The sequence below is a fragment of the Mycolicibacterium boenickei genome, from assembly GCF_010731295.1.
In the GTDB taxonomy this organism is placed as follows: Bacteria; Actinomycetota; Actinomycetes; order Mycobacteriales; family Mycobacteriaceae; genus Mycobacterium; species Mycobacterium boenickei.
Genome location: NZ_AP022579.1, coordinates 3,249,902 through 3,268,474, shown reverse-complemented (window position 1 = coordinate 3,268,474; position 18,573 = coordinate 3,249,902). Strand labels below are relative to the sequence as shown.

Here is an 18,573-nt window from a genome sequence, read left to right as displayed (position 1 = left end):
CGCTACGACGAGTCCGCAACAGGTTCGGCGAAGACCGTGGCCGTCGAGCGACCGCGCAGTACCGTCGAGCCGCGAACCACCCAGTGCTGCCCTTCGTCGGCATCGGCACAGGCCAGCGCGCTTCCCGAACACAACACCGTGGACTCGCGGTCCTTGGCGTGGTCGGCCAGCCGCGCCGCTTCGTTGACCGCGTCGCCGATCACGGTGTACTCGTACCGGTTCTCGGCACCGATGTTGCCTGCGAACACCGAGCCGCACGAAATACCCACGCCGAACTCCACATCCGGTAGTTGATGCAGCCGTGGCACCAGAGCCCGGGCGGTGGCCAGCGCCGAGGAGGCCGGGTTGTCCAGCCGTAGCGGGGCACCGAAAACGGCGAGCACGGCGTCACCCTCGAATTTGTTGATCAGGCCGTGATGCCGCTCGACGGTGTCCACCACGATCTTGAAGAACCCGTTGAGCAACTGCGCGACTTCCTGGGGCGGGCGCGAGGCACCCAACGCCGTCGAGCCGACCAGGTCGACGTAGAGCACAGCGGCGTCCCGAACGTCACCGGTGACCGCTCCGCCCTGCTGCAATGCATGGCGGGCCACGTCGACGCCGACGTAGCGACCGAACAGATCCCGCAACCGGTTCCGCTCGGCCAGGCCCGCGAGCATCCGGTTGAAACCGGACTGGAGCCGGCCTATCTCGGACGACTCGTATACCTTGACCGACACGCCGGACCAGCCCCGTTCGACCGCTCTCATGGCCAGCACGACCTCGCCGACCGGGTCCGATACCGACCGCGCCACCAACACCATCGACCGCAGTCCGAAGACCAGCGAGATGACGGCCACCACCAGTACCGGTGCCTCGACGGGCGCGGTCTTCTGCACGAACCAGCCGTTGGAGCGGGCCAGCACGATCATCGCGATGCCGGCCAGGGGCAGCCCGCTGAACAGCGTCCAGATGGTGATCAGCCGGGCCAGCACGCCGGGCATCCGCACGATCGTGGACGAGGACGCGGTCAGCGACGCGGCCACGATCGGTCGCAACATCCGTTGCGTCACCAGGAATCCCATGCAGGCGGCCGCGACTCCACCGAAGAGGATCGCGCCGCCCATCACGTACGCGACGCCTCCCCCGACATCGAGGTTCAGCAGTGTGTACACGAGTGCGCTCACCGCCCAGGTGGTGAACTGGATGATGGTCTGGCGAGGCGCGATACGCATGGCGGCGCGCTGCTGTTGCGGCGTCGGCTTCTCCCCCGCGGCGAACCATTTGAACGTCGGGTGGACGTTCACCCAGCCCACGATCGTGTCGACGATCGCCGCCGCGACCATCAGCGCGATCAGCGCCACCAGATTCGCCTGCGTCATCAGCTGGCGCGCGTCGCCGACCGTGTTGCGGCTCAGCGCCAGTACGACGAGCGTCACGGCGACCGCGGCGGTGGTCTGCGCGTAGATCTGCCTGGCCGCGTAGCTGACGCTGAGCCGGATCGCCCCCATCTTCAGAGGCCCGGGCCTACTTGATGTTCTGCTTCATTCCGTCGATATCCATCAGCACCGGCCATCCGCTGACGCTAAGCGCATTGCCGTGTCCGGTCTGGTGAATATCGAACACCGACTGGATCGCGGCGTAGAAACCCTGTACGTCGAGGGTCTGATTGACGGCCCGCTTGGCCTGCCGGAGCGCGAACGCCGGCATCTGCGCGATCTGCGCGGCCAGCTCTGCCGTCTGGGTGTCGAGTTCGTCGCGCGGCACCACCCGGTTGACCATGCCGGTGCGCTCGGCTTCCTCCGCGGTGAGCGCCCGGCCGGTGAACAGAATCTCCTTGGCTTTGCGGGCGCCGAGCTCCCAGGTGTGTCCGTGATATTCGACGCCGCCGATGCCCATCAGGGCCACCGGATCGGAGAACAGCGCGTCGTCGGCGGCCAGGATCAGATCGCACGGCCAGCAGAGCAGCAGACCGCCGGAGATGCAGCGCCCCTGGACCGCCGCGATCGACGGCTTCGGCACGTTGCGCCACCTCAGCGTGTATTCCAGATAGCGCCGCGACTCGTGCTCGATGAGGAATTCCAGCGTGATCTTGTCCGGCACCGGCCCACCGCCGCGCAGGTCATGGCCCGCGGAGAAGTGCTTGCCGTTGGCGCGCAGCACGATCACCTTCACCTCGCGGTCGTCGGCAGCCCGGGTCCAGGCGGCGTCGAGCTCATCGAGGAGTTCCGAATTCTGGGCGTTGGCCGCTTCCGGCCGGTTGAGCGTGATCGTGGCGATCGAATCGGCGACGTCGTAGTCGATGTACACGTGCTTCCTTCTGTTCACAGCTGCCACGCGACAGCCGCCTTCGCGATGCGGCAGCTACCCGCGAACAGCGCCCCGGCGGCGCCAAATTTGATGTGAAACCCTTCTTCTCAAAGGACTTCTATAATTCCCCTCATGAGAATACTATTCTCACAGTACGAAAGTTACAATCTCCGACACGTTGGCCGCGAGGGGGTCTGGCACCACAATGGCAAGGCGTTCTCCGGTACAGTCAGTTCATGTTCTCCCCACTCGACAAGCGTCGGAGCAGCCAGTGACCACCGCTGGCGAAGAACCCGCGTGGAAGCAACGAGCTGTCGAGCGGTCGATCAAAACCGCCAAGTTGCGCGCCGCCCAGCGGGTGCAACGGTTCCTGGATGCGGCCCAGGCGATCATCATCGAAAAGGGCAGCACCGACTTCACGGTGCAAGAGGTCGTTGACCGCTCCCGCCAGTCGCTGCGCAGCTTCTACCTGCAGTTCGACGGTAAGCACGAGCTGCTGTTGGCGTTGTTCGAGGACGCATTGAGCCGCTCGGCGGATCAGATCCGGGCCGCCACCTCGACACAGGGCGAGCCGATCGAGCGCCTCAAGGTCGCCATCCAGCTGCTCTTCGAATCGTCGCGCCCCGATCCGGCCGCCAAGCGGCCGCTGTTCACCGACTTCGCACCCCGTTTGCTGGTTTCACACCCGTCCGAGGTGAAGGTCGCCCACGCACCGCTGCTGGCCCTGCTCACCGAGCTCATGGAGGAAGCCTCCGAAGCCGGCCAGCTACGCCCCGGCATCAACCCGCGACGCATGGCCGCCATGACCATGCAGACCGTGATGTTCGTCGCTCAGTCCAGCGGCGGCACCGACGAGGCATCGGTCCATCCGATCACCGCCGACGAGGTCTGGGACTTCGTGGCCAACGGATTCGCCGCCAGCTAGTTGAGAATTTCGTTCTCTTAGGGAAAGAACTCTCCTCACACTCACGCGGGTACCCGATCTCCGGACTCGTCGCCTTCGCGCCGCGCAATGGCCGACCGGCACCACCGCAGCCCACGCCCTGCGCACGATCGTCGCGAATCCATCCCCGGAACTGAGCGCTGTTCATGTCTTCGGGGCCGACAAGGTCAGCCCCGAAGCGGCTGGACTCCGCTCGACACCGGACCTGCCGCGGACTGGCACCGCAGTCGCCGTTGGAGAACTCGATTCTTCTAAGCAGAGAGTACAAATTGCCCAAAACGTATCTGCCGTTGACACGACGGCCGCGCCGGTGACAGAGTTGCTGAGCAGGTGCACAGAATTTCACCGAGCATGCGGCAGACACGAACAGAACTGGGGTAATCAATGACTGGACGGGTGGAAGGCAAGGTCGCGTTCGTCACCGGCGCGGCCCGCGGCCAGGGGCGTAGCCACGCGGTACGGCTCGCCCAAGAGGGCGCCGACATCATCGCGATCGACATCTGCGGGCCTATCCGGCCCGGCGTGGAGACCGCCATCCCGGCCTCCACCTCCGATGACCTGGCCGAAACCGCAAACCTCATCAAAGGCCTCAACCGCCGCGTCGTGACCGCCGAGGTCGACGTGCGCGACGCGGAAGCGATCAAGGCCGCCGTGGACAGCGGTGTCGAGCAGCTGGGTCGCCTCGACATCATCGTGGCCAACGCCGGCATCGGTAACGGCGGCGACGTGCTGCACGAGACCAGCCAGCTCGACTGGGACGAGATGATCGACATCAACCTGTCGGGCGTCTGGAAGTCGGTCAAAGCCGGTGTGCCGCACCTGATCGAAGGTGGCCGCGGCGGCTCTATCATCCTGACCAGCTCGGTCGGCGGGCTCAAGGCCTACCCGCACTGCGGCAACTACGTGGCCGCCAAGCACGGTGTGGTCGGCCTCATGCGCGGCTTCGCCGTCGAGCTGGGCCAGCACAACATCCGTTGTAACAGCGTGCATCCCACCCATGTGGCGACCCCGATGCTGCACAACGACGGCACGTTCAAGATGTTCCGGCCCGACCTGGAGAACCCGGGTCCCGACGACATGGCGCCGATCTGCCAGCTGTTCCACACCCTGCCCATCCCGTGGGTCGAGGCCGTTGACATCAGCAACGCCGTGCTGTTCCTGGCCTCCGACGAGGCCCGCTACGTCACCGGCGTGACGCTTCCGGTCGACGCCGGGAGCTGCCTCAAGTAGGTCCGGAATCCTAGCCCGGGCCGAGCGTTGCGGCACCGGTCTGCGGGTGGCGATACCAGCCACCCGCAGCCCGTGTGCCGCCGTCGACGTGAATCGTCTGCCCGGTGATATAGCCCGACAGGGCGGAAGCCAGAAAGACTGCTGCGCCCGCGATTTCGTCCACGTGCCCGGCCCTCCCCAGCGGGATGGCGTCAGCGATGCCCGCCGGAGGACCGTCTGGCGACAGCGCCAAGAGCCCCTCGGTGAGGGTGACGTCCGGAGCGATCGCATTGACCCGGATGTTGTGCGGCGCAAGCTCGAACGACGCGGTCTGGGTGTAGTTGATGACGCCGGCCTTCGCCGCGGCGTACGCGGCATAGCCGGGCGCCGCACGCACTCCCTCGATCGACGTGAGGTTGATGATGCTGCCCGGCAATTCATCGGCGACCAGCTGTCGCGCCACCCGCTGCGTACACAGCAGCACGTGGCGCAGGTTGCTCTTGTACAGCGCGTCCCAACCGTTCTCGCTCGTTTCCAGCAGCGGCGAGGAGAACACCCCGCCGGCGTTGTTGACCAGGATGCGCACCGGCCCGAGCTCGGACGCGGTCTGCTCCAACGCTGCATCCACCTGCTCGCCGTCGCGCACATCGGTGACGATGCCCAGGGCTCCGATCGACTCGGCGGAATCCGCACAGGTGTCCCCGTTGCGTTCCCAGATCGCCACAGAGGCACCGAAGGCGGCCAGCCCGGCGGCGATACCCCGGCCGATACCGGTGCCACCGCCGGTGACAACCGCCACCTGCCCGGTGAGCAGAATGTCAGAAGGATTGATAGCCATGGTTATTCAGGCTAGTAGGTAAACCTGACTCAGCGGACTGCCTTCCGGCGACCGCCGACACCGGGTTCGGTGCCGATCACGCCGTCTTCGGCCAGTGTGGTGATCTCGTCGTCGGACAGCCCCAGTTCGGCCAGCAGTTCGTGATTGTGCTCGCCGAGCAGCGGTGCCGCCTGCCGGTGCAGCGCCCGTGGCCCGTTGGCGAGCGCGACCGGCAGGGTGCTGTGCGGTGCCGCGTTGTTCACCGGATGCCCGACGTGTTCGAAGAACCGCCGGAACCGCAGCTGCGACAGCTCCAGCTGGCGGTGCGGCTGCATCACCTTGGCCACCGGAACGCCCACCGGCCAAAGGGTTTCGACGATCTCGTCGCCGCTGCGCGGCAGACACCAGGCAGCCAGTTTCTCGTCGATCAGGTCGTGGTTCGCCCGGCGCCCGCCGGCGGTGTCCAATTTCGGGTCCGCCGCCCAGTCCGGTTCCCCGAGCGCCGCACGGAGGGCGACCCACTGGGCATCGGTGGTGACCGCGATCGCCACCCAGCTGTCTGCGCGCCCGAACTCGTCGATCTCGGCGCTCTGGTAGATGTTCTGCGGCGCCGCGGCCGGCCCCCGGTTGCCGTCGCGCTGCAGCAGTGTGCCATACGCCGAATACTCGATGACCTGCTCGGCAGCCACGTTGAGGGCGGCGTCGACCATGGCCGCCTCGACCAGCACCCCCTGCCCGGTGCGGCGGCGATGCTCGAGCGCGAGCATCAACCCCGACAACGCGTGCACCCCGGCATTGGGGTCGCCGATCGAATACGGTTCGAACGGAGTGCGGTCCGGGTAGCCGGTGAGCCAGCTCAACCCCGAGGCGTCCTCGATGATGTAGGCGAATGCCGGGTTGTCTCGCCACGGCCCGTCGAGGCCGAAACCGGGCATGCGCACCATGATGATGTCCTCGCGCAACTCCCGGAGCGATTCGAAATCGAGCCCGATCTGTTCGATCACCCTGGGGGTGAAGTTCTCCACCACCACATCGCAGGTGGCGATCAGCCGGCGTAACAGATCCCGGCCCTGCTCGGTCTGGAAGTCCAGGGTCAGGCTCTTCTTGTTGGTGTTGAGCGCACTGAAGATCGGCGAGCGCTCCCACCACTGCTCCACGGAGGCCGGGATGCCGGCGATCAACCGGGTGCCGTCCGGGCGCGGGGTCGACTCCAGATGGATCACCTCGGCCCCGAGCATGCCCAACGGATGGGTGCACGACGGCCCCGCCCAGAACGTGGTCATGTCGAGTACCCGTAAACCACTGAACGGCAACCGGTCCCCGCCAGCTACGCCCTCCGGCGCCGCACGCGGGGTCAGCTCCATCGCCCGAACCACTTCGGTGTGCTCCCCCAGCCGCGGAGCCGGTGCCGGCTCCCTCAGTGTCACGCCGGCCAGCCGGTACGGGGCAGCCGGCTGGGTGAACCCGCGTTGTGGATTGCGGACGAACGCCCGCCGCTGCACGAAATGATCCATGGCGGTGACGTTCTCACCGTTGCCGACCGGTGAGTTGGGGATCCGGAAGGCTGAGGCCAAATCTCGTACGTCGTCCACATTCTGCTCACGCACCCACGCGTAGAGGTCCTCGGCGTGCAGGTTGGCCTGCTCGGTGATCGTGAGCTCGGACGCCTCGTCGATCCATTCGTCGTGCCCCGACATCGCACACAGGTCCCACCACTGCTGGGCGGTACCGCAGCCGAGCGCGACCAGACCGTCAGCCGCTTCAGCGACCCCGGGAACCGTGGGCCTGCGCTCGTTGCGCCAAGGCCGGCCCAGCATCTCGAAGTAGGTGACCGGGAAGTACGTCAGGCCCAGAACTTGAGCCTCCAGCGCCGACAGGTCCACCAGTTCCCCGTGGCCGTCCCGGATCGCCCGGGCTCGGAATGCCAGCGTCATCGCCGCGGCATACGCCCCGGCGAGCCACTCACCCACCTGGCCGCCGATGGACACCGGCGCCCGGTCCTGCACACCGCGACCGATACCGATGGCACCACCCGACCACGCCTGCAGGGTGAACTCGGTGGCGGCCCGCCCGCTCCACGGACCGTCCAACCCGAAGGGGGTGATCGTGGTGACGATGAGATGCGGATGCCTGCGGAAGAGATCCTCCGGTGCCAGCGACTGAGCGACCGGCGATTCCGGTGACCAGATCACCGCGTCGGCCGCCGCCACCAGCCGGTCCAGCAGTCGAAGGTCGTCGGGCCGCACGACCACACTGCGTTTACCACCCGCGAGGAAGGTGAACAGGGCACCGTCCTCATCCGGGTCGATGTGCGCCCCCGACGCCGACCAGCGGCGCAGCGGATCGCCTTCGGGGGCCTCGATTTTGATCACGTCGGCGCCGCCGTCGGCGAGGATCTTCGTGGCGTACGCCCCGGCGATCCCGCTGGACAGGTCGACGACGGTGTAGCCGTCAAGAGGTGCGCTCATGCCTATTCGCGTTTCGCCCTGTTCTTCTTCGACAGCCGGAAATCGGGTGGGAACTTGCCGTCGTTGTCGTTGACCGCGGCCGACAGCCCCGAATCGATCGACTCGAACATGTCCAGGTCGTCATCGCTGTCGTTGGCCACGCCGTTGCCCATCGACTCGAAGAACGCACTCAGCAGGCTGCCCATGTACTCGCCCTGCTGCTGCTTGAAGATCTCGAAGAACATCTTCTGCTGAAAGACGGTGTCCACCGGACGGTTCCGGGTACAGGCCAGCGCGTACTTCTGCACCTCTGCTTCCAACTGGTCGCGAGGCACCACCTTGTTCAGGAAGTTGCAGTCGTACATCTCCGCGGCGGTGAACGGCCGTCCGGTGAAGACCATCTCCTGGAACTTCCGCAGGCCCATCATCTGGACCCACGTCCACATCCGCGGCCCCCAGCCGTGATACCGGAACGACGGATGACCGAACAGCGCGTCATCCGACGAGATCACCAGATCGGCGTCCGCGCACTGGTAGAAGTGCCAGCCGTAGCAGTAGCCCTTGGCCTCGACGATGCTGATCTTCTTGAAGTCCTGCAACGCACGGTTACCGGCCTGGGAGTTGGCGTACCACGAGCTGATCGTGGCGCCGTTGCGGAAGGTGCCCTTGGGCGGGTACGTCACCTCTCCGACCCCGTCGTCCTCCAGGCGCAGCTCGGCCAGGCGCGCCGCCGGATTGTCGTTGCCCTCCATGAACTCCGGCAGATCCGCCCCGCTGCCCAGGTTGTCCCCGACGCCGCGGATGATCACCACCTTGACGTCGTTGTCGGCGTTGGCCGCGCGCAACACGTCGGCATAGCGCAGCCGTGCCATCGAGGTCGGCGCGTTGAGGAACTCCGGCCGGTTGAACGTGATGGTGGCGATCTTGGTCTTGGGATCCTTGTCGTAGAGGATGATCTCTTGCGGACTGGGACGCTCAGGCATGTGCCGCCTCACTGTGTGACGGGGCCTGGGTCAGCACCTCGGGGCCGTTCGCGCCCACGACGACGGCGTCGCGGGTGAACACCGCACCGACGCCCGGCTCCCAGACGTAGCCCGTGATGGCCAGGACCATGCCCTCCTCGAGGATGTCGGCCTCGGCGGTCGCCCGCAGGTTCGGGGAGACCACCGGCGGGTCGAATCCCAACCCGAGCCCGTGCGCCACCGGCATCGCCGGCAGCGGTTCGCCGGCCTGATCATAGGCGTCAAGCAAGGCACTGGTCGGGTTGCCCGCACGGCAGGCATCGATCATCCTGTCCCACAGGTCATCCCGACGTCGGTACAGAGATCGGACCGCATCCGTCGGTTCGCCCACGGACACCGTGCGCGCGACCTCGGCGACGTACCCGTCGGCGAGCACGCCCGCCGACAGAGCGACCAGGTCGCCCTCGCTGACGCGGCCGTCTCCCTCGGCGCGGCGCCACGGATGGTCCTTCGACGTGACCCACGCGGCGTCCTGCGTGGCCGGGGTGCTCACCCCGCCGGCAGCCTCGGCCTCCAATATCGCACCGGCGAGGCGCTTCTCGGTGGTTCCTGGAACCAGCTCGGCGACGCCTCGTGCCAGCCCCTCCTCCGCGACGATCAGGGCGCGCCGCAGCGCCCGGATCTCCTCGGGGGTCTTCACTCGGCGCGCAGCGCGCATCGCCTGCTCACCGTCGACCAGCTCCGCGTTCGGGAAGGCCATCGGCAGCAACTTGGCGAAAGTCGGTGTCAGGGCATCCGTTCCGATCCGCCACGCCGAATCGGAACCCTTGATGCCGCGCAGCACGTCGACCAGGGTCATCGGGTTCCACGCGAAGCCGTACAAATTCTCGTGCGGGATCTCCTCGGGGATGCCCTCGTCCCACGTGCTGTTCAGGTGAATCTCACCCGTGGCACGCACGAACGTGCAGATCGGCCCGAACGGCCGGGTGCCCACCACCCACAACTGCGGGGCACCGGAGATGTACCGGACGTTGGCCTGCCTGCCGAGTACCAGCGCGTCGAGGTCATGGGCCTCCATCTGGGCGATGGCGCGCTCCCGGCGGCTGACACGCAATGCCAGGCCGTCGGCCTCGATTTCAGTTCCCACGGGACACCTCATAGGGGTCGTACGGATATGCGGTCAGCGGCATCCAGCCGCCCTCGGTCACCACCACGATCTCCTCGCCGCGATAGCCACCGGTGCCGTCCTCCCAGACCACCGGCTCGAACACCAGCAACATGCCGTCCGGGAAGACGAAGTTGTCGTCCCACTCCTGGCCGAGATCCGTTCCGATCATCGGCATTTCCGCCGCGCTGGTCCCGATGCCGTGACCCAGGTAGAAATGCGGCAGCCACGGCTTTTTCCCGCCGCCTGCTGCGGTGGCCGCCCGGCCGAGATCACCACAGGTGGCGCCGGCCTTGGTCACCGAGAGCACCGCGTCGACGATGCGGCTCCACTTGTCGAACTGCTCCTGCTGGGCCGCCGTTGGGTCCTGCCCGACGATCCAGGTGCGTCCGTGGTCGGAGCAGTAGCCGTGGTAGGCGATGGACACGTCGGTCCACAGCACATCACCCTGCTGCAGCTCGCGCTCGGTGGTGAGCAGCGGCAGGGCGAGATCGCCGGTGGTGGTCCAGGTGCCCTCGGCCTTCGACGCGGGCATGACCTGCCAGATCGAATCGAACATGTTGGTGGTGGCGCCGAGTTCGAAAGTGCGGCGCACGAATTCGGCGGACAGGTCGATCTGGCGCACGCCGGGGGCCAGCGACTTGTGGATCTCGGCAACCGCCTCTTCGGTGATCTGACAGGCCCGGCGGATACAGGCGATCTGGTCGATGGTCTTGACGATCTTCGCCGCGCCGATCACCGGCGCGGCATCCACCGGCGCACTGGGGAACAGCGCGCTACCGGCCAGCCGCATCGCCCCGGTCAACTCGTCGGTCGCGACCGTCGCACCCGCCGGGACCAAGCCGGCCAGGATCCTCGCGAATTCCGCGACGCCTTCGTCGAATTCGAGATAGACCGGCCCGTGCAGGTGGTCGTCGGGCAGCCCGGTTTCCATGGCCGCGCCCTCACGGAACGGCAGGAACAGGTGCGGATGTTCGTCGTCGGCCAGCACTACCGCGATCGGTCGCTCGACGTGTGACAGTCCCGCATCGGCCAGCGGCCAGGCGATGCCGGTGGCGTACATGACGTTGCCGTTGCCGAGCAGCACGAGAGCGTCCACGCCCTGGTCTGCCATCGCCGCGTGCAGACGGGCGCCGACCTCTCGGCGCATCCTGGCGAGGTCGGGCTCTGCGGGAATGTCGAGCGGGGTGAAGCCGGTGCGGGCGATCTGGGTGACGCCCGTTTGGGTCGCCGTACTCATAGCAGCCCCAGGAACTTCTGGATGTTGGTGGACACGATCTTGGTCGCGTTCTCCGGACCGACCGCCTCGACCACGGTGGCCAGTGACTTCTCCGAGTACCCGAACGTGCTCTCGTTGTGCGGGTAGTCGCTGGACCACATCACGTTGTCGACACCGATCTGGTCGATCAGCCGCAACCCCAGCGGGTCCACCATGAACGACGCGGCCATGTGCTTGTCCCAGTAGTACCGAACGTCGTGTTGCAGCTCGTGGTTGAACATGTGCCGGTACGAGGCCAGCATGTGCTCGGCGTCCTGCAACGCGGTGGGCACCCAGGCGATTCCGCCCTCGAACCAACCGACCTTCAGCTTGGGGTGCCGGTCGAGGATTCCCGAGAAGACATACTTCGCGAACTGCTCGCGGAACGAGTCGACGTTGACCATCATGCCGACCACGACACTGTTGTTCTCGCAGGGCGTCTTCGGCGGTGTCTCGCCGATGTGGTGACTGACCGGGATGCCGGATGCCTCGATCTCGTCCCAGACCGCGTCCATCGCGGTGCTTCCGTAGTCGTAGATGTTGCCCTCGTCGTCCTTACCCGGGTTCAACGGGAGCAGGAATGTCTTGAGGCCCAGCGCCTTCAGCTCCTCAAGGGTGCTGCGCGCCCCCTTGGGGTCCCACCAGTTGATCAGCCCGACACCGTAGAAGTGCCCGCCTGATTGCTCCTGCAGCGCGGCGATGTGCTCGTTGTAGATCCGGAACACCCGCTCGCGCAGCGCCTTGTCCGGGTAGTGGAACAGGGCCAGCACCGCGTTCGGGAACGCCAGCTCCTTGTCGATGCCGTCCTCTTTGAGCTCCCGGATGCGGGCCGCGATGTTGTTCGACGCGGCACCGGCCAGGTCGTCGTACTGCATCAGCACGCGGCCGAAATCGCCTCCGGTCCAGGCCTTGCCCTTCATGCCGACCATGTAGGCGCCGTCCTCGTACCAGATGCGCGGCGCGGCGCCCTTGAGCTCCTCGGGGAAGCGCTCGTAGAAGATGTCGTCGGCCACCGAGATGTGGTTGTCGGCCGAGAAGATCTCGGTGCCCTGAGGCAGTCCGGTTGGGCCGTCCGCTGACGCGTGCCCCTTGCGGTTCTTCGGCGCACCAAAGCCTTCAGGCGGATAGAGGGTCGTGGATGCAGTCATCTGTGGTACTCCAATCGGGCTGTGAGGGCTGGGAGTTCGGCTTACCTGCGACTACCAGGTGACGGGAAGCTCGTAGACGCCGTAGGCGAGCCGGTCGTGCTTGAACGGCACCTCGTCGAGCGGAATGGCCAGGCGCAGAGTCGGGATCCGGCGCAGCAGGGTGTGGAAGACGATCTGCAGTTCGGCGCGTGCGAGCTGCTGACCGACGCACTGGTGGCGGCCGTAGCCGAAACCGAGCTGCTGGCTGGCATCGCGGCTGAGGTCGAGCTTGTCGGGCTCCGGGTAGGCCTTCGCATCCCAGTTGGCCGGAGACAGATCGATGATGACACCGTCACCGGCGCGGATGGTCTCGCCGCTGATCTCGATGTCCTCCAAAGCCACCCGGCGCTGGCCGGTCTGGATGATGGACAGATAGCGCATCAGTTCCTCGACCGCGTTGGCGATCACCTTCGGATCGTCCGCGGCACGCAGGAAGTCGGCCTGCTCGGGGTTCTCCAGGAGCGCCAGGATGCCGATGCCGATCATGTTGGCGGTGGTCTCGTGCCCGGCGATCAGCAGACCGGTGCCCAGCTGCGCGGCTTCCTTGACGCTGATCTCGCCGGCGGTCACGCGCTCGGCCAGATCGGACACCGCGTCCTCGGACGGGTTGGCCTGCTTCTCCTCGACCAGGTTGATCAGGTACTGATGCAGGCTCATCGCGCCCTTTTGCATGGCGTCCGCCGCGGCGTAGCGGGCCAGCCCGGCGTTGGCGTGCTCCTGGAAGAACTCGTGGTCTTCGTAAGGGACTCCGAGCATCTCGCTGATAACCAAGGTGGGAACCGGCAAAGCCAGCTTGGCGACCAGGTCGGCGGGCTGTGGGCCGGCCAGGATCTCGTCGATGCACTCATCGGTGATCTTCTGGATGGCCGTGCGTAACCCCTCGACGCGACGGAAGGTGAACGGCTTGGACAGCATCCGGCGGAACCGGGTGTGCTCCTCGGCGTCGGAGGTGAACACCGACCGCGGCCGCTTGTCGACGGTGGAGAGCATGTGCTCGTTCCAGTGCGGAAAACCCTCGATCCGGTCGTCCACACTGATCCGCGAGTCCGCGAAGAGAGTTCGGGCCTCCTCGTGGCCGGTGATCAACCACGGGGTGCTGCCGTTCCAGATCTTCACGCGGAACAGGCCTTTGGGGTTGCCCAGCATCGGCGGCGGCGGGGCGAACGGGCAGGCCGCCGCGCGCTCCATCGGGTATTCGGGGATGTCTACTTCGGTAACGGTTTCAGACACGTCATTCCTCAAGTTCAGTCTTGGATCTCGATGGCTAGGGCTGGGCAGGCCGCCGCAGCGCGGCGGGCGTTGTCGATCTGGTCCGGACCGGGTTCGGGTTCGAGCAGGACGACGACCCCGTCCTCGTCACGCTGGTCGAACAGCTCGCTGGCGTTGAGCACGCACTGACCCGAGGAGACGCACTTGTCCTGGTCGACGGTGACTCTCATATGACGTCGCTTTCTTGAGTAACCGGCGCCATCCACAGGCCCGCGATCGCGTCGATCAATCCCGATGCCGCGCCCTGCCAGGACGCCCGCGGCACGTTGCCGCCCTGGGCCATCGCGCGCTCCCGGTCGGCGCAGCTGTGCATCAGCAGGTTGCGCGCCATGATGTTGCGTTCGGCGCGCACCTCTGCGGGCAGTTCGGGCAGGCAGTTGTTCATCCCCTCGATGACCTGCACCAGCGATGGCGAACTCAACGCGTCGCGGACCACGATGTTGTGATAGGCCGGATCGGTCATCACCTGAGCGGCGAACCTGGCGTACCAGGTCGGGTTACCCAGCGCCGCAAGGTGATCGGTGAGCGGCTGCACCAGGCACGACACCCAGTCCCGCAGGTTGGCCGAGGCTCCGGTGTCGGCCACCATCTGCTCGCGCAGACACTCGATCGGACCGCGGTGCTTGTGTTCGATCGCGCGCACCAGGTCGGTCTTGGTGCCGAAGTGGTAGCCGACGGCGGCATTGTTACCCTGCCCGGCCGCCTCACTGACCTGACGGTTGGACACCGCGAACACGCCGTGCTCGGCATAGAGCCGCTCGGCCGCCTTGAGGATCGCCTCCTGGGTACTGCTCGCCCGGTCGGCACGGGCGGTCCGGTTGGCTGCTGTCACCGTTACAGTCAACGCCCCTCCTGTAATTAAGTCAAGCAGTTGATTTAAATTCCCTCAACGCGCCCAGACTGCGGTTCTTGACGGAAAAACCTGGTTACCGAGCCAAGAACCGTAGTCTCGGCGGGGTTATTTGGCTTTCCGGGCGATGACCTTGCCCGCGACCGTGCCGCCGTCGATCGGCAGCACGGTTCCGGTCACATAGCGAGAGCGGTCGGTCGCGAAGTAGAGCGCCGCCTCTGCGACATCCTCGACCGTGCCCTCCCTCTTGAGCGGACGGTCGTTGCGCATCTGGGCCCGGATCCCCGCCTCGAACTCCTCGATGCGCTCGCGCTCCTCCGGCGAGGCCGACTTGGCGACGATCGCGGTGCGGATATTGCCAGGGGCGATGGCGTTGACCCGGATCTCGTAGTGGGCCAACTCGATCGCCGCCGACTTGGTGAACTGGATGACCGCGGCCTTGGATGCGCGGTACGTCATCACCCCGCCGCCGGCCTGGATCCCACCGATCGAGGTCAGGTTGAGGATCGAACCGCCGCCGTGCTCGGACATGTACCGGGCGGCGTCACGGGTCCCGGCCATCACCGCCCGGACGTTGACCCGCATGACGGAATCGAAGTCGGCGAGATCGTCGTCCATGAACCGCCGGTGCATCCGGCCCGAGATCCCGGCGTTGTTGACCATGACGTCCAGGCCGCCGAAGGTGTCGACCGCGGCCGATACCAGCCGCCCCACCTGCTCGACGTCGCTGACGTCGGTGAGCAGGAACCGGGTGTTCTCGCCGAGTTCGGCAGCCAGGGCCTTGCCGCGGTCCTCGTCGACGTCGCCGATCATCACCTTCGCCCCCTCGGCGGCGAATCGGCGTACCAGTCCCTCACCGAGACCCGATGCCCCGCCGGTGACGACCGTGACTTTTCCGGCCAGCTCGTTCATTGCACCTCTTTCAGGAATTCCAGCAATACCGCCGTCAGCGCGGCGGGCTGTTCGATCTGTGGGCAGTGCCCGGCACCGGGGATCACCGCACTGCGGGCGCCGGCGATCTGGCCGGCGATCTCGGCGGCCCAGCCAGGCGGCAGCAGCTTGTCATGATCCCCCTCGATGATCATGGTCGGCACACCGATGCGGTCATATGCCCGCTGCGCCGACGGCATCGCCGGCGGTTGGAGGCCGGGCCGCCGAAACCGGGCCGCGGCCAAGGTTTCCCAGGCCCCCGGCGCGATGCTCGCCTCGTATCGCCGTTGCACATACGCCTCGTCGGCCGGATAGGCCGGATCGGCGAACAGTGCGGTGACGATGCGGCGCATCCCGTCCAACGTGGCGTCGTAGTCGTACAACGCCGCCGAATGGTCGTTGCGTTGGATCTCTCCTCCCCCGCAGATCGCGGTGAGCGATCGCGCCGGGAGCCGCGGGGCATCCGAGGTGGCATCGACCAGGAGGTTGACCGCGCCCATCGAGTTGCCGACGAAATGCGCGTCGGCAACGCCCAATTGGGCGCAGAACCGCGCGATGTGACGGATCCGCATTCCCCGGCCGTCGTTGAAATCGATGACCTTGGCGCTCTCACCGAAACCCAGCATGTCGGGGGCGAGCACCCGGTAGTGCTCGGCGAGCACGCCGATGGCACGCTCCCAACCCAATTCGGCCCCGGCGCCGAACTCGCCGCCATGCAGCAGGACGACGGGGTCACCCTGTCCCGCCTCGAGATAGCCGGTGGTCAAGCCGTCGACGTCGATGGTCTTGCGCGCGAACGTGTGCTGCGCCGTCACTGCGGGGCTCCGCCTGCCCGGCCGAAGTTGAGCAACTGGGTGGCCAGCATCTCGAGCTGGCCGCGCACCGTCCCGTCCGCCAATTCACCTGTCTCGGCCCAGATCTTGTCCGCGGTGTTGATCGCCACCCCCAGCGGGGTGGGCCAGGCCCGCAACGCGTGGCCGATAGACCGCAGCTGCCCCAGGGTGCCCACGGCGGCCTGCCAACCGTAAGCGCAGCTGATGCAACCCCACGGGGTGTTGTCCAAGTAGACGCGCGGGTCCTCCCGCAGATCCTCGATGTAGTCCAACGCGTTCTTGACCAGACCCGAGATCGCACCGTGATAACCGGGCGAGCCCACCACCACGGCGTCGGCGTCCCGGAGGGCGGATACGAATTCCAGAGCGGCCGGCGTGCGCTCCAAGGAGTGCGGCGCATACATCGGCAACTCCAGGTCCGGCCCGGCGAACATCCGGGTGCGGCCGCCTTGGCGCTCTACGGCCTCCAGGCAGTAGCGCACAGCCCGCTCGGTCGAGGAGTCGGCGCGCAGGGTGCCGCCCATCCCGACCACGAACAGCGCTTTCTCAGTTGACGTCATGTTTCCTCACTTGATCGCAATGGGATTCACCGGCGACCCCACTGCACCGGTGACCCGCAGCGGCGGGGCGATGAGCTGGAATTCGTAGACACCGTCGGCCGCACAGTCGGCAGCCAGCGCACCCAGATCCCAGTACTCACCGAGCATCAGGCCCATGTCGCGCAGACACAGCATGTGCATCGGCAGGAACGTGCCCTCGACCCCGTTGGCCGGGTCTGGATCCTCGACCATCAGATTGTCGGCAGCCACTGCGGCGACCTGGTGGTCGTGCAGCCACGAGGCGCAGCGCCAGTCCAGTCCGGACCCGGGCTCGGCCCCGTCGCCGTTGTCCAAAAAGCGTGTCCACCAACCGGTGTGCACCACCACGATGTCACCGGGGGTGATGCTCACCCCCTGCGCCTTGGCGACGTTGTCGAGTTCGGCCGGGGTGATCGGATTGCCCGGTTCCAGGAACTGCTCGGCCCCGCGGTGGCGCACCACGTCGAGCAGCACCCCGCGCGAGGTGATGCCCTTGCCGTCCACCTTGTCGATCCCGCAGTGGAAGGCGCCGAAGCTGGTGACGGAATCGGCCGGGAATCCGTTGTAGAGCTTGTCCTCGTAGTAGACGTGCGACAACGCATCCCACTGCGTGGCGGCCTGCAGCGGCATGACGATCATGTCGTCGTTGAAGCGGAACGGATTGTCCACGAAGAACCCGCTGACCTCGTGAGCCACCGAGTTGCGCAACCACTGCGGGCCGTACTGGGCCAGCGTGCCGGCGTCGCCGCCGTCGACCGTCATCACATGGGTCGGGTTCTGCCGGAACTGAAACGCCCCTTGTGGTCCGGCCGAGGAGAAGTCACCGCCGAGTGCGAACACCTTGCCCCGCTTCACCAGTGCCGCACCCTCGGCCACTTTGTCGGGTGTGATCAGGTTGAGGGTGCCGAGCTCATCGTCGGAACCCCAGCGACCCCAGTTGCGCACATCGTCGGCGACCTTGCGAAAGTCGCTCATCGTCCCGGCCAATCTCAGCTCCTCTGGTCAGCTTCGTCGGTGCCCTCTATAGCATCGACCGCAGCCGCCTCGCACCGGGCCAGAATGCCACCATCGGCCCAAATAACCTGCCCGGTCACATAACTGGCGGCCGGGCTGCCCAAGAACGCCAGCAGTGACGCCTGTTCGGCGGCCTCGGAGTTACGGCCCAGCGGGGTGGTGAACGCATCGAGGTACTGCTGACCATAGGCCGACCGCAACTGGTCCAGGATCGGCGTATCGGTCACCCCCGGTGCGGTGCAGTTGATCCGGATCCCGCGGGCGCCGAGTTCGGTGACGCGGCGCATCCCGTAGAGAATCGTCGCCTCCTTGGACAACCGGTAGCCGCCGTCGGCCAGCGCCTCGGGATGGTCGGCGCACCACTGCAACCCCTCGTCGACCGACCGGGTGCGGATCAACCCCGCTGTGGTGGACCGGTTTTCCCGGTATCCCGACGCTGCCAGCGACGACACCGAGGTGATCGACCCGCCCGCACCGATGCGGTGCTCCACCGCCTCGGTGAATTGCCGCGTACCCAGGAAGTTGATCCGCACCACCAGCAGTGGATTGCCGATCCCCGAGGACACGCCTGCCACGTTGAACAGGGCGTCCACCGGGCCGGCGATCGCGCCGGCAGCGCGGTCGACGGACTCCTGGTCGGCCAGGTCGAGTTCGATGAACTCATCGGGCAGACGATCAGGTGGCCGGATGTCCAGGCCCGTCACCCGGGCGCCGAGCTCACCCAGTGTCCGGGCGACCTCGGCGCCGATGCCCGATCCGCAGCCGGTGACCACGACGTGTTTGCCGTCGTAGCGCACCAGCTCGCTCAGTGCGGTCACGTGT

General features: G+C 66.7%; 18 protein-coding genes. 2 read left to right on the top strand and 16 right to left on the bottom strand.

Features of this window, described 5'->3' with window-relative positions; translation table 11 throughout:
• Window positions 1–2: 2 nt before the first annotated feature.
• Both G6N57_RS15595 and G6N57_RS15590 read right to left on the bottom strand, forming a co-directional pair.
• Complete coding sequence (locus G6N57_RS15595) at window positions 3–1,490, bottom strand: adenylate/guanylate cyclase domain-containing protein (RefSeq protein ID WP_077741548.1); 1,488 nt, start codon at window positions 1,488–1,490, stop codon at window positions 3–5.
• Window positions 1,491–1,506: 16 nt separating this feature from the next.
• Entirely contained in the window at window positions 1,507–2,289 is a 783-nt protein-coding gene (locus tag G6N57_RS15590; protein ID WP_077741549.1) for an enoyl-CoA hydratase, read from the bottom strand.
• A gap of 205 nt (window positions 2,290–2,494) precedes the next feature.
• Here G6N57_RS15590 and G6N57_RS15585 point away from each other — a divergent pair, with 205 nt between their 5' ends.
• Together G6N57_RS15585 and G6N57_RS15580 are read left to right on the top strand one after the other, a co-directional pair.
• Window positions 2,495–3,214 (top strand): TetR/AcrR family transcriptional regulator, encoded by a 720-nt coding sequence (locus G6N57_RS15585; protein ID WP_077741550.1) that lies wholly within the window; start codon window positions 2,495–2,497, stop codon window positions 3,212–3,214.
• A 402-nt stretch (window positions 3,215–3,616) separates the two neighbouring features.
• Entirely contained in the window at window positions 3,617–4,462 is an 846-nt protein-coding gene (locus G6N57_RS15580) for a mycofactocin-coupled SDR family oxidoreductase (protein ID WP_075921097.1), read from the top strand.
• A 10-nt stretch (window positions 4,463–4,472) separates the two neighbouring features.
• Here the strand turns inward: G6N57_RS15580 and G6N57_RS15575 are convergent, their stop codons facing one another.
• From G6N57_RS15575 to G6N57_RS15510, 14 genes are all read right to left on the bottom strand, one after another.
• Window positions 4,473–5,279 (bottom strand): SDR family NAD(P)-dependent oxidoreductase, encoded by an 807-nt coding sequence (locus G6N57_RS15575; RefSeq protein WP_077741551.1) that lies wholly within the window; start codon window positions 5,277–5,279, stop codon window positions 4,473–4,475.
• Window positions 5,280–5,308: 29 nt separating this feature from the next.
• On the bottom strand, window positions 5,309–7,726 hold the full coding sequence (locus tag G6N57_RS15570; protein WP_077741552.1) for a CaiB/BaiF CoA transferase family protein: 2,418 nt from the start codon (window positions 7,724–7,726) through the stop codon (window positions 5,309–5,311).
• Window positions 7,727–7,728: 2 nt separating this feature from the next.
• Entirely contained in the window at window positions 7,729–8,688 is a 960-nt protein-coding gene (locus tag G6N57_RS15565) for an enoyl-CoA hydratase/isomerase family protein (protein WP_077741553.1), read from the bottom strand.
• Window positions 8,681–9,814, bottom strand: coding sequence for a M24 family metallopeptidase (locus tag G6N57_RS15560; RefSeq protein WP_077741554.1), 1,134 nt, complete (start codon window positions 9,812–9,814; stop codon window positions 8,681–8,683). The genes G6N57_RS15565 and G6N57_RS15560 overlap by 8 nt, the downstream gene beginning before the upstream one ends.
• Window positions 9,804–11,072, bottom strand: coding sequence for a M24 family metallopeptidase (locus G6N57_RS15555; protein ID WP_077741555.1), 1,269 nt, complete (start codon window positions 11,070–11,072; stop codon window positions 9,804–9,806). Before G6N57_RS15555 ends, G6N57_RS15560 begins: the two co-directional genes overlap by 11 nt.
• Entirely contained in the window at window positions 11,069–12,238 is a 1,170-nt protein-coding gene (locus G6N57_RS15550) for an amidohydrolase family protein (RefSeq protein ID WP_077741556.1), read from the bottom strand. The genes G6N57_RS15555 and G6N57_RS15550 overlap by 4 nt, the downstream gene beginning before the upstream one ends.
• A 51-nt stretch (window positions 12,239–12,289) precedes the next feature.
• Window positions 12,290–13,465 carry a cytochrome P450 gene (locus G6N57_RS15545; RefSeq protein ID WP_407665986.1) on the bottom strand — a complete coding sequence of 392 codons (1,176 nt, stop codon included), beginning with the start codon at window positions 13,463–13,465 and terminating at the stop codon, window positions 12,290–12,292.
• 56 nt (window positions 13,466–13,521) lie between these two features.
• Window positions 13,522–13,716, bottom strand: coding sequence for a ferredoxin (locus G6N57_RS15540; RefSeq protein ID WP_077741558.1), 195 nt, complete (start codon window positions 13,714–13,716; stop codon window positions 13,522–13,524).
• Complete coding sequence (locus tag G6N57_RS15535; protein WP_174814487.1) at window positions 13,713–14,378, bottom strand: TetR/AcrR family transcriptional regulator; 666 nt, start codon at window positions 14,376–14,378, stop codon at window positions 13,713–13,715. Before G6N57_RS15535 ends, G6N57_RS15540 begins: the two co-directional genes overlap by 4 nt.
• Before the next feature lie 126 nt (window positions 14,379–14,504).
• On the bottom strand, window positions 14,505–15,308 hold the full coding sequence (locus G6N57_RS15530) for an SDR family NAD(P)-dependent oxidoreductase (protein ID WP_077741560.1): 804 nt from the start codon (window positions 15,306–15,308) through the stop codon (window positions 14,505–14,507).
• Window positions 15,305–16,141, bottom strand: coding sequence for an alpha/beta fold hydrolase (locus G6N57_RS15525; RefSeq protein ID WP_077741561.1), 837 nt, complete (start codon window positions 16,139–16,141; stop codon window positions 15,305–15,307). The genes G6N57_RS15530 and G6N57_RS15525 overlap by 4 nt, the downstream gene beginning before the upstream one ends.
• Complete coding sequence (locus G6N57_RS15520) at window positions 16,138–16,719, bottom strand: NADPH-dependent FMN reductase (protein WP_077741562.1); 582 nt, start codon at window positions 16,717–16,719, stop codon at window positions 16,138–16,140. Before G6N57_RS15520 ends, G6N57_RS15525 begins: the two co-directional genes overlap by 4 nt.
• 6 nt (window positions 16,720–16,725) lie before the next feature.
• Window positions 16,726–17,712: a cyclase family protein gene (locus G6N57_RS15515; protein ID WP_097926187.1), complete on the bottom strand. Its 987-nt coding sequence runs from the start codon at window positions 17,710–17,712 to the stop codon at window positions 16,726–16,728.
• Window positions 17,713–17,726: 14 nt separating this feature from the next.
• Window positions 17,727–18,569 (bottom strand): coniferyl-alcohol dehydrogenase, encoded by an 843-nt coding sequence (locus G6N57_RS15510; RefSeq protein WP_077741564.1) that lies wholly within the window; start codon window positions 18,567–18,569, stop codon window positions 17,727–17,729.
• Between the last annotated feature and the right edge of the window lie 4 nt (window positions 18,570–18,573).

Coding starts and splice junctions, on each gene's coding strand:
- G6N57_RS15595 (WP_077741548.1), bottom strand. CDS start 1,490: ATGGGGGCGATCCGGCTCAGCGTCAGCTACGCGGCCAGGCAGATCTAC.
- G6N57_RS15585 (WP_077741550.1), top strand. CDS start 2,495: ATGGCAAGGCGTTCTCCGGTACAGTCAGTTCATGTTCTCCCCACTCGA.
- G6N57_RS15580 (WP_075921097.1), top strand. CDS start 3,617: ATGACTGGACGGGTGGAAGGCAAGGTCGCGTTCGTCACCGGCGCGGCC.
- G6N57_RS15575 (WP_077741551.1), bottom strand. CDS start 5,279: ATGGCTATCAATCCTTCTGACATTCTGCTCACCGGGCAGGTGGCGGTT.
- G6N57_RS15570 (WP_077741552.1), bottom strand. CDS start 7,726: ATGAGCGCACCTCTTGACGGCTACACCGTCGTCGACCTGTCCAGCGGG.
- G6N57_RS15565 (WP_077741553.1), bottom strand. CDS start 8,688: ATGCCTGAGCGTCCCAGTCCGCAAGAGATCATCCTCTACGACAAGGAT.
- G6N57_RS15555 (WP_077741555.1), bottom strand. CDS start 11,072: ATGAGTACGGCGACCCAAACGGGCGTCACCCAGATCGCCCGCACCGGC.
- G6N57_RS15550 (WP_077741556.1), bottom strand. CDS start 12,238: ATGACTGCATCCACGACCCTCTATCCGCCTGAAGGCTTTGGTGCGCCG.
- G6N57_RS15545 (WP_407665986.1), bottom strand. CDS start 13,465: ATGGAGCGCGCGGCGGCCTGCCCGTTCGCCCCGCCGCCGCCGATGCTG.
- G6N57_RS15540 (WP_077741558.1), bottom strand. CDS start 13,716: ATGAGAGTCACCGTCGACCAGGACAAGTGCGTCTCCTCGGGTCAGTGC.
- G6N57_RS15530 (WP_077741560.1), bottom strand. CDS start 15,308: ATGAACGAGCTGGCCGGAAAAGTCACGGTCGTCACCGGCGGGGCATCG.
- G6N57_RS15520 (WP_077741562.1), bottom strand. CDS start 16,719: ATGACGTCAACTGAGAAAGCGCTGTTCGTGGTCGGGATGGGCGGCACC.
- G6N57_RS15515 (WP_097926187.1), bottom strand. CDS start 17,712: ATGAGCGACTTTCGCAAGGTCGCCGACGATGTGCGCAACTGGGGTCGC.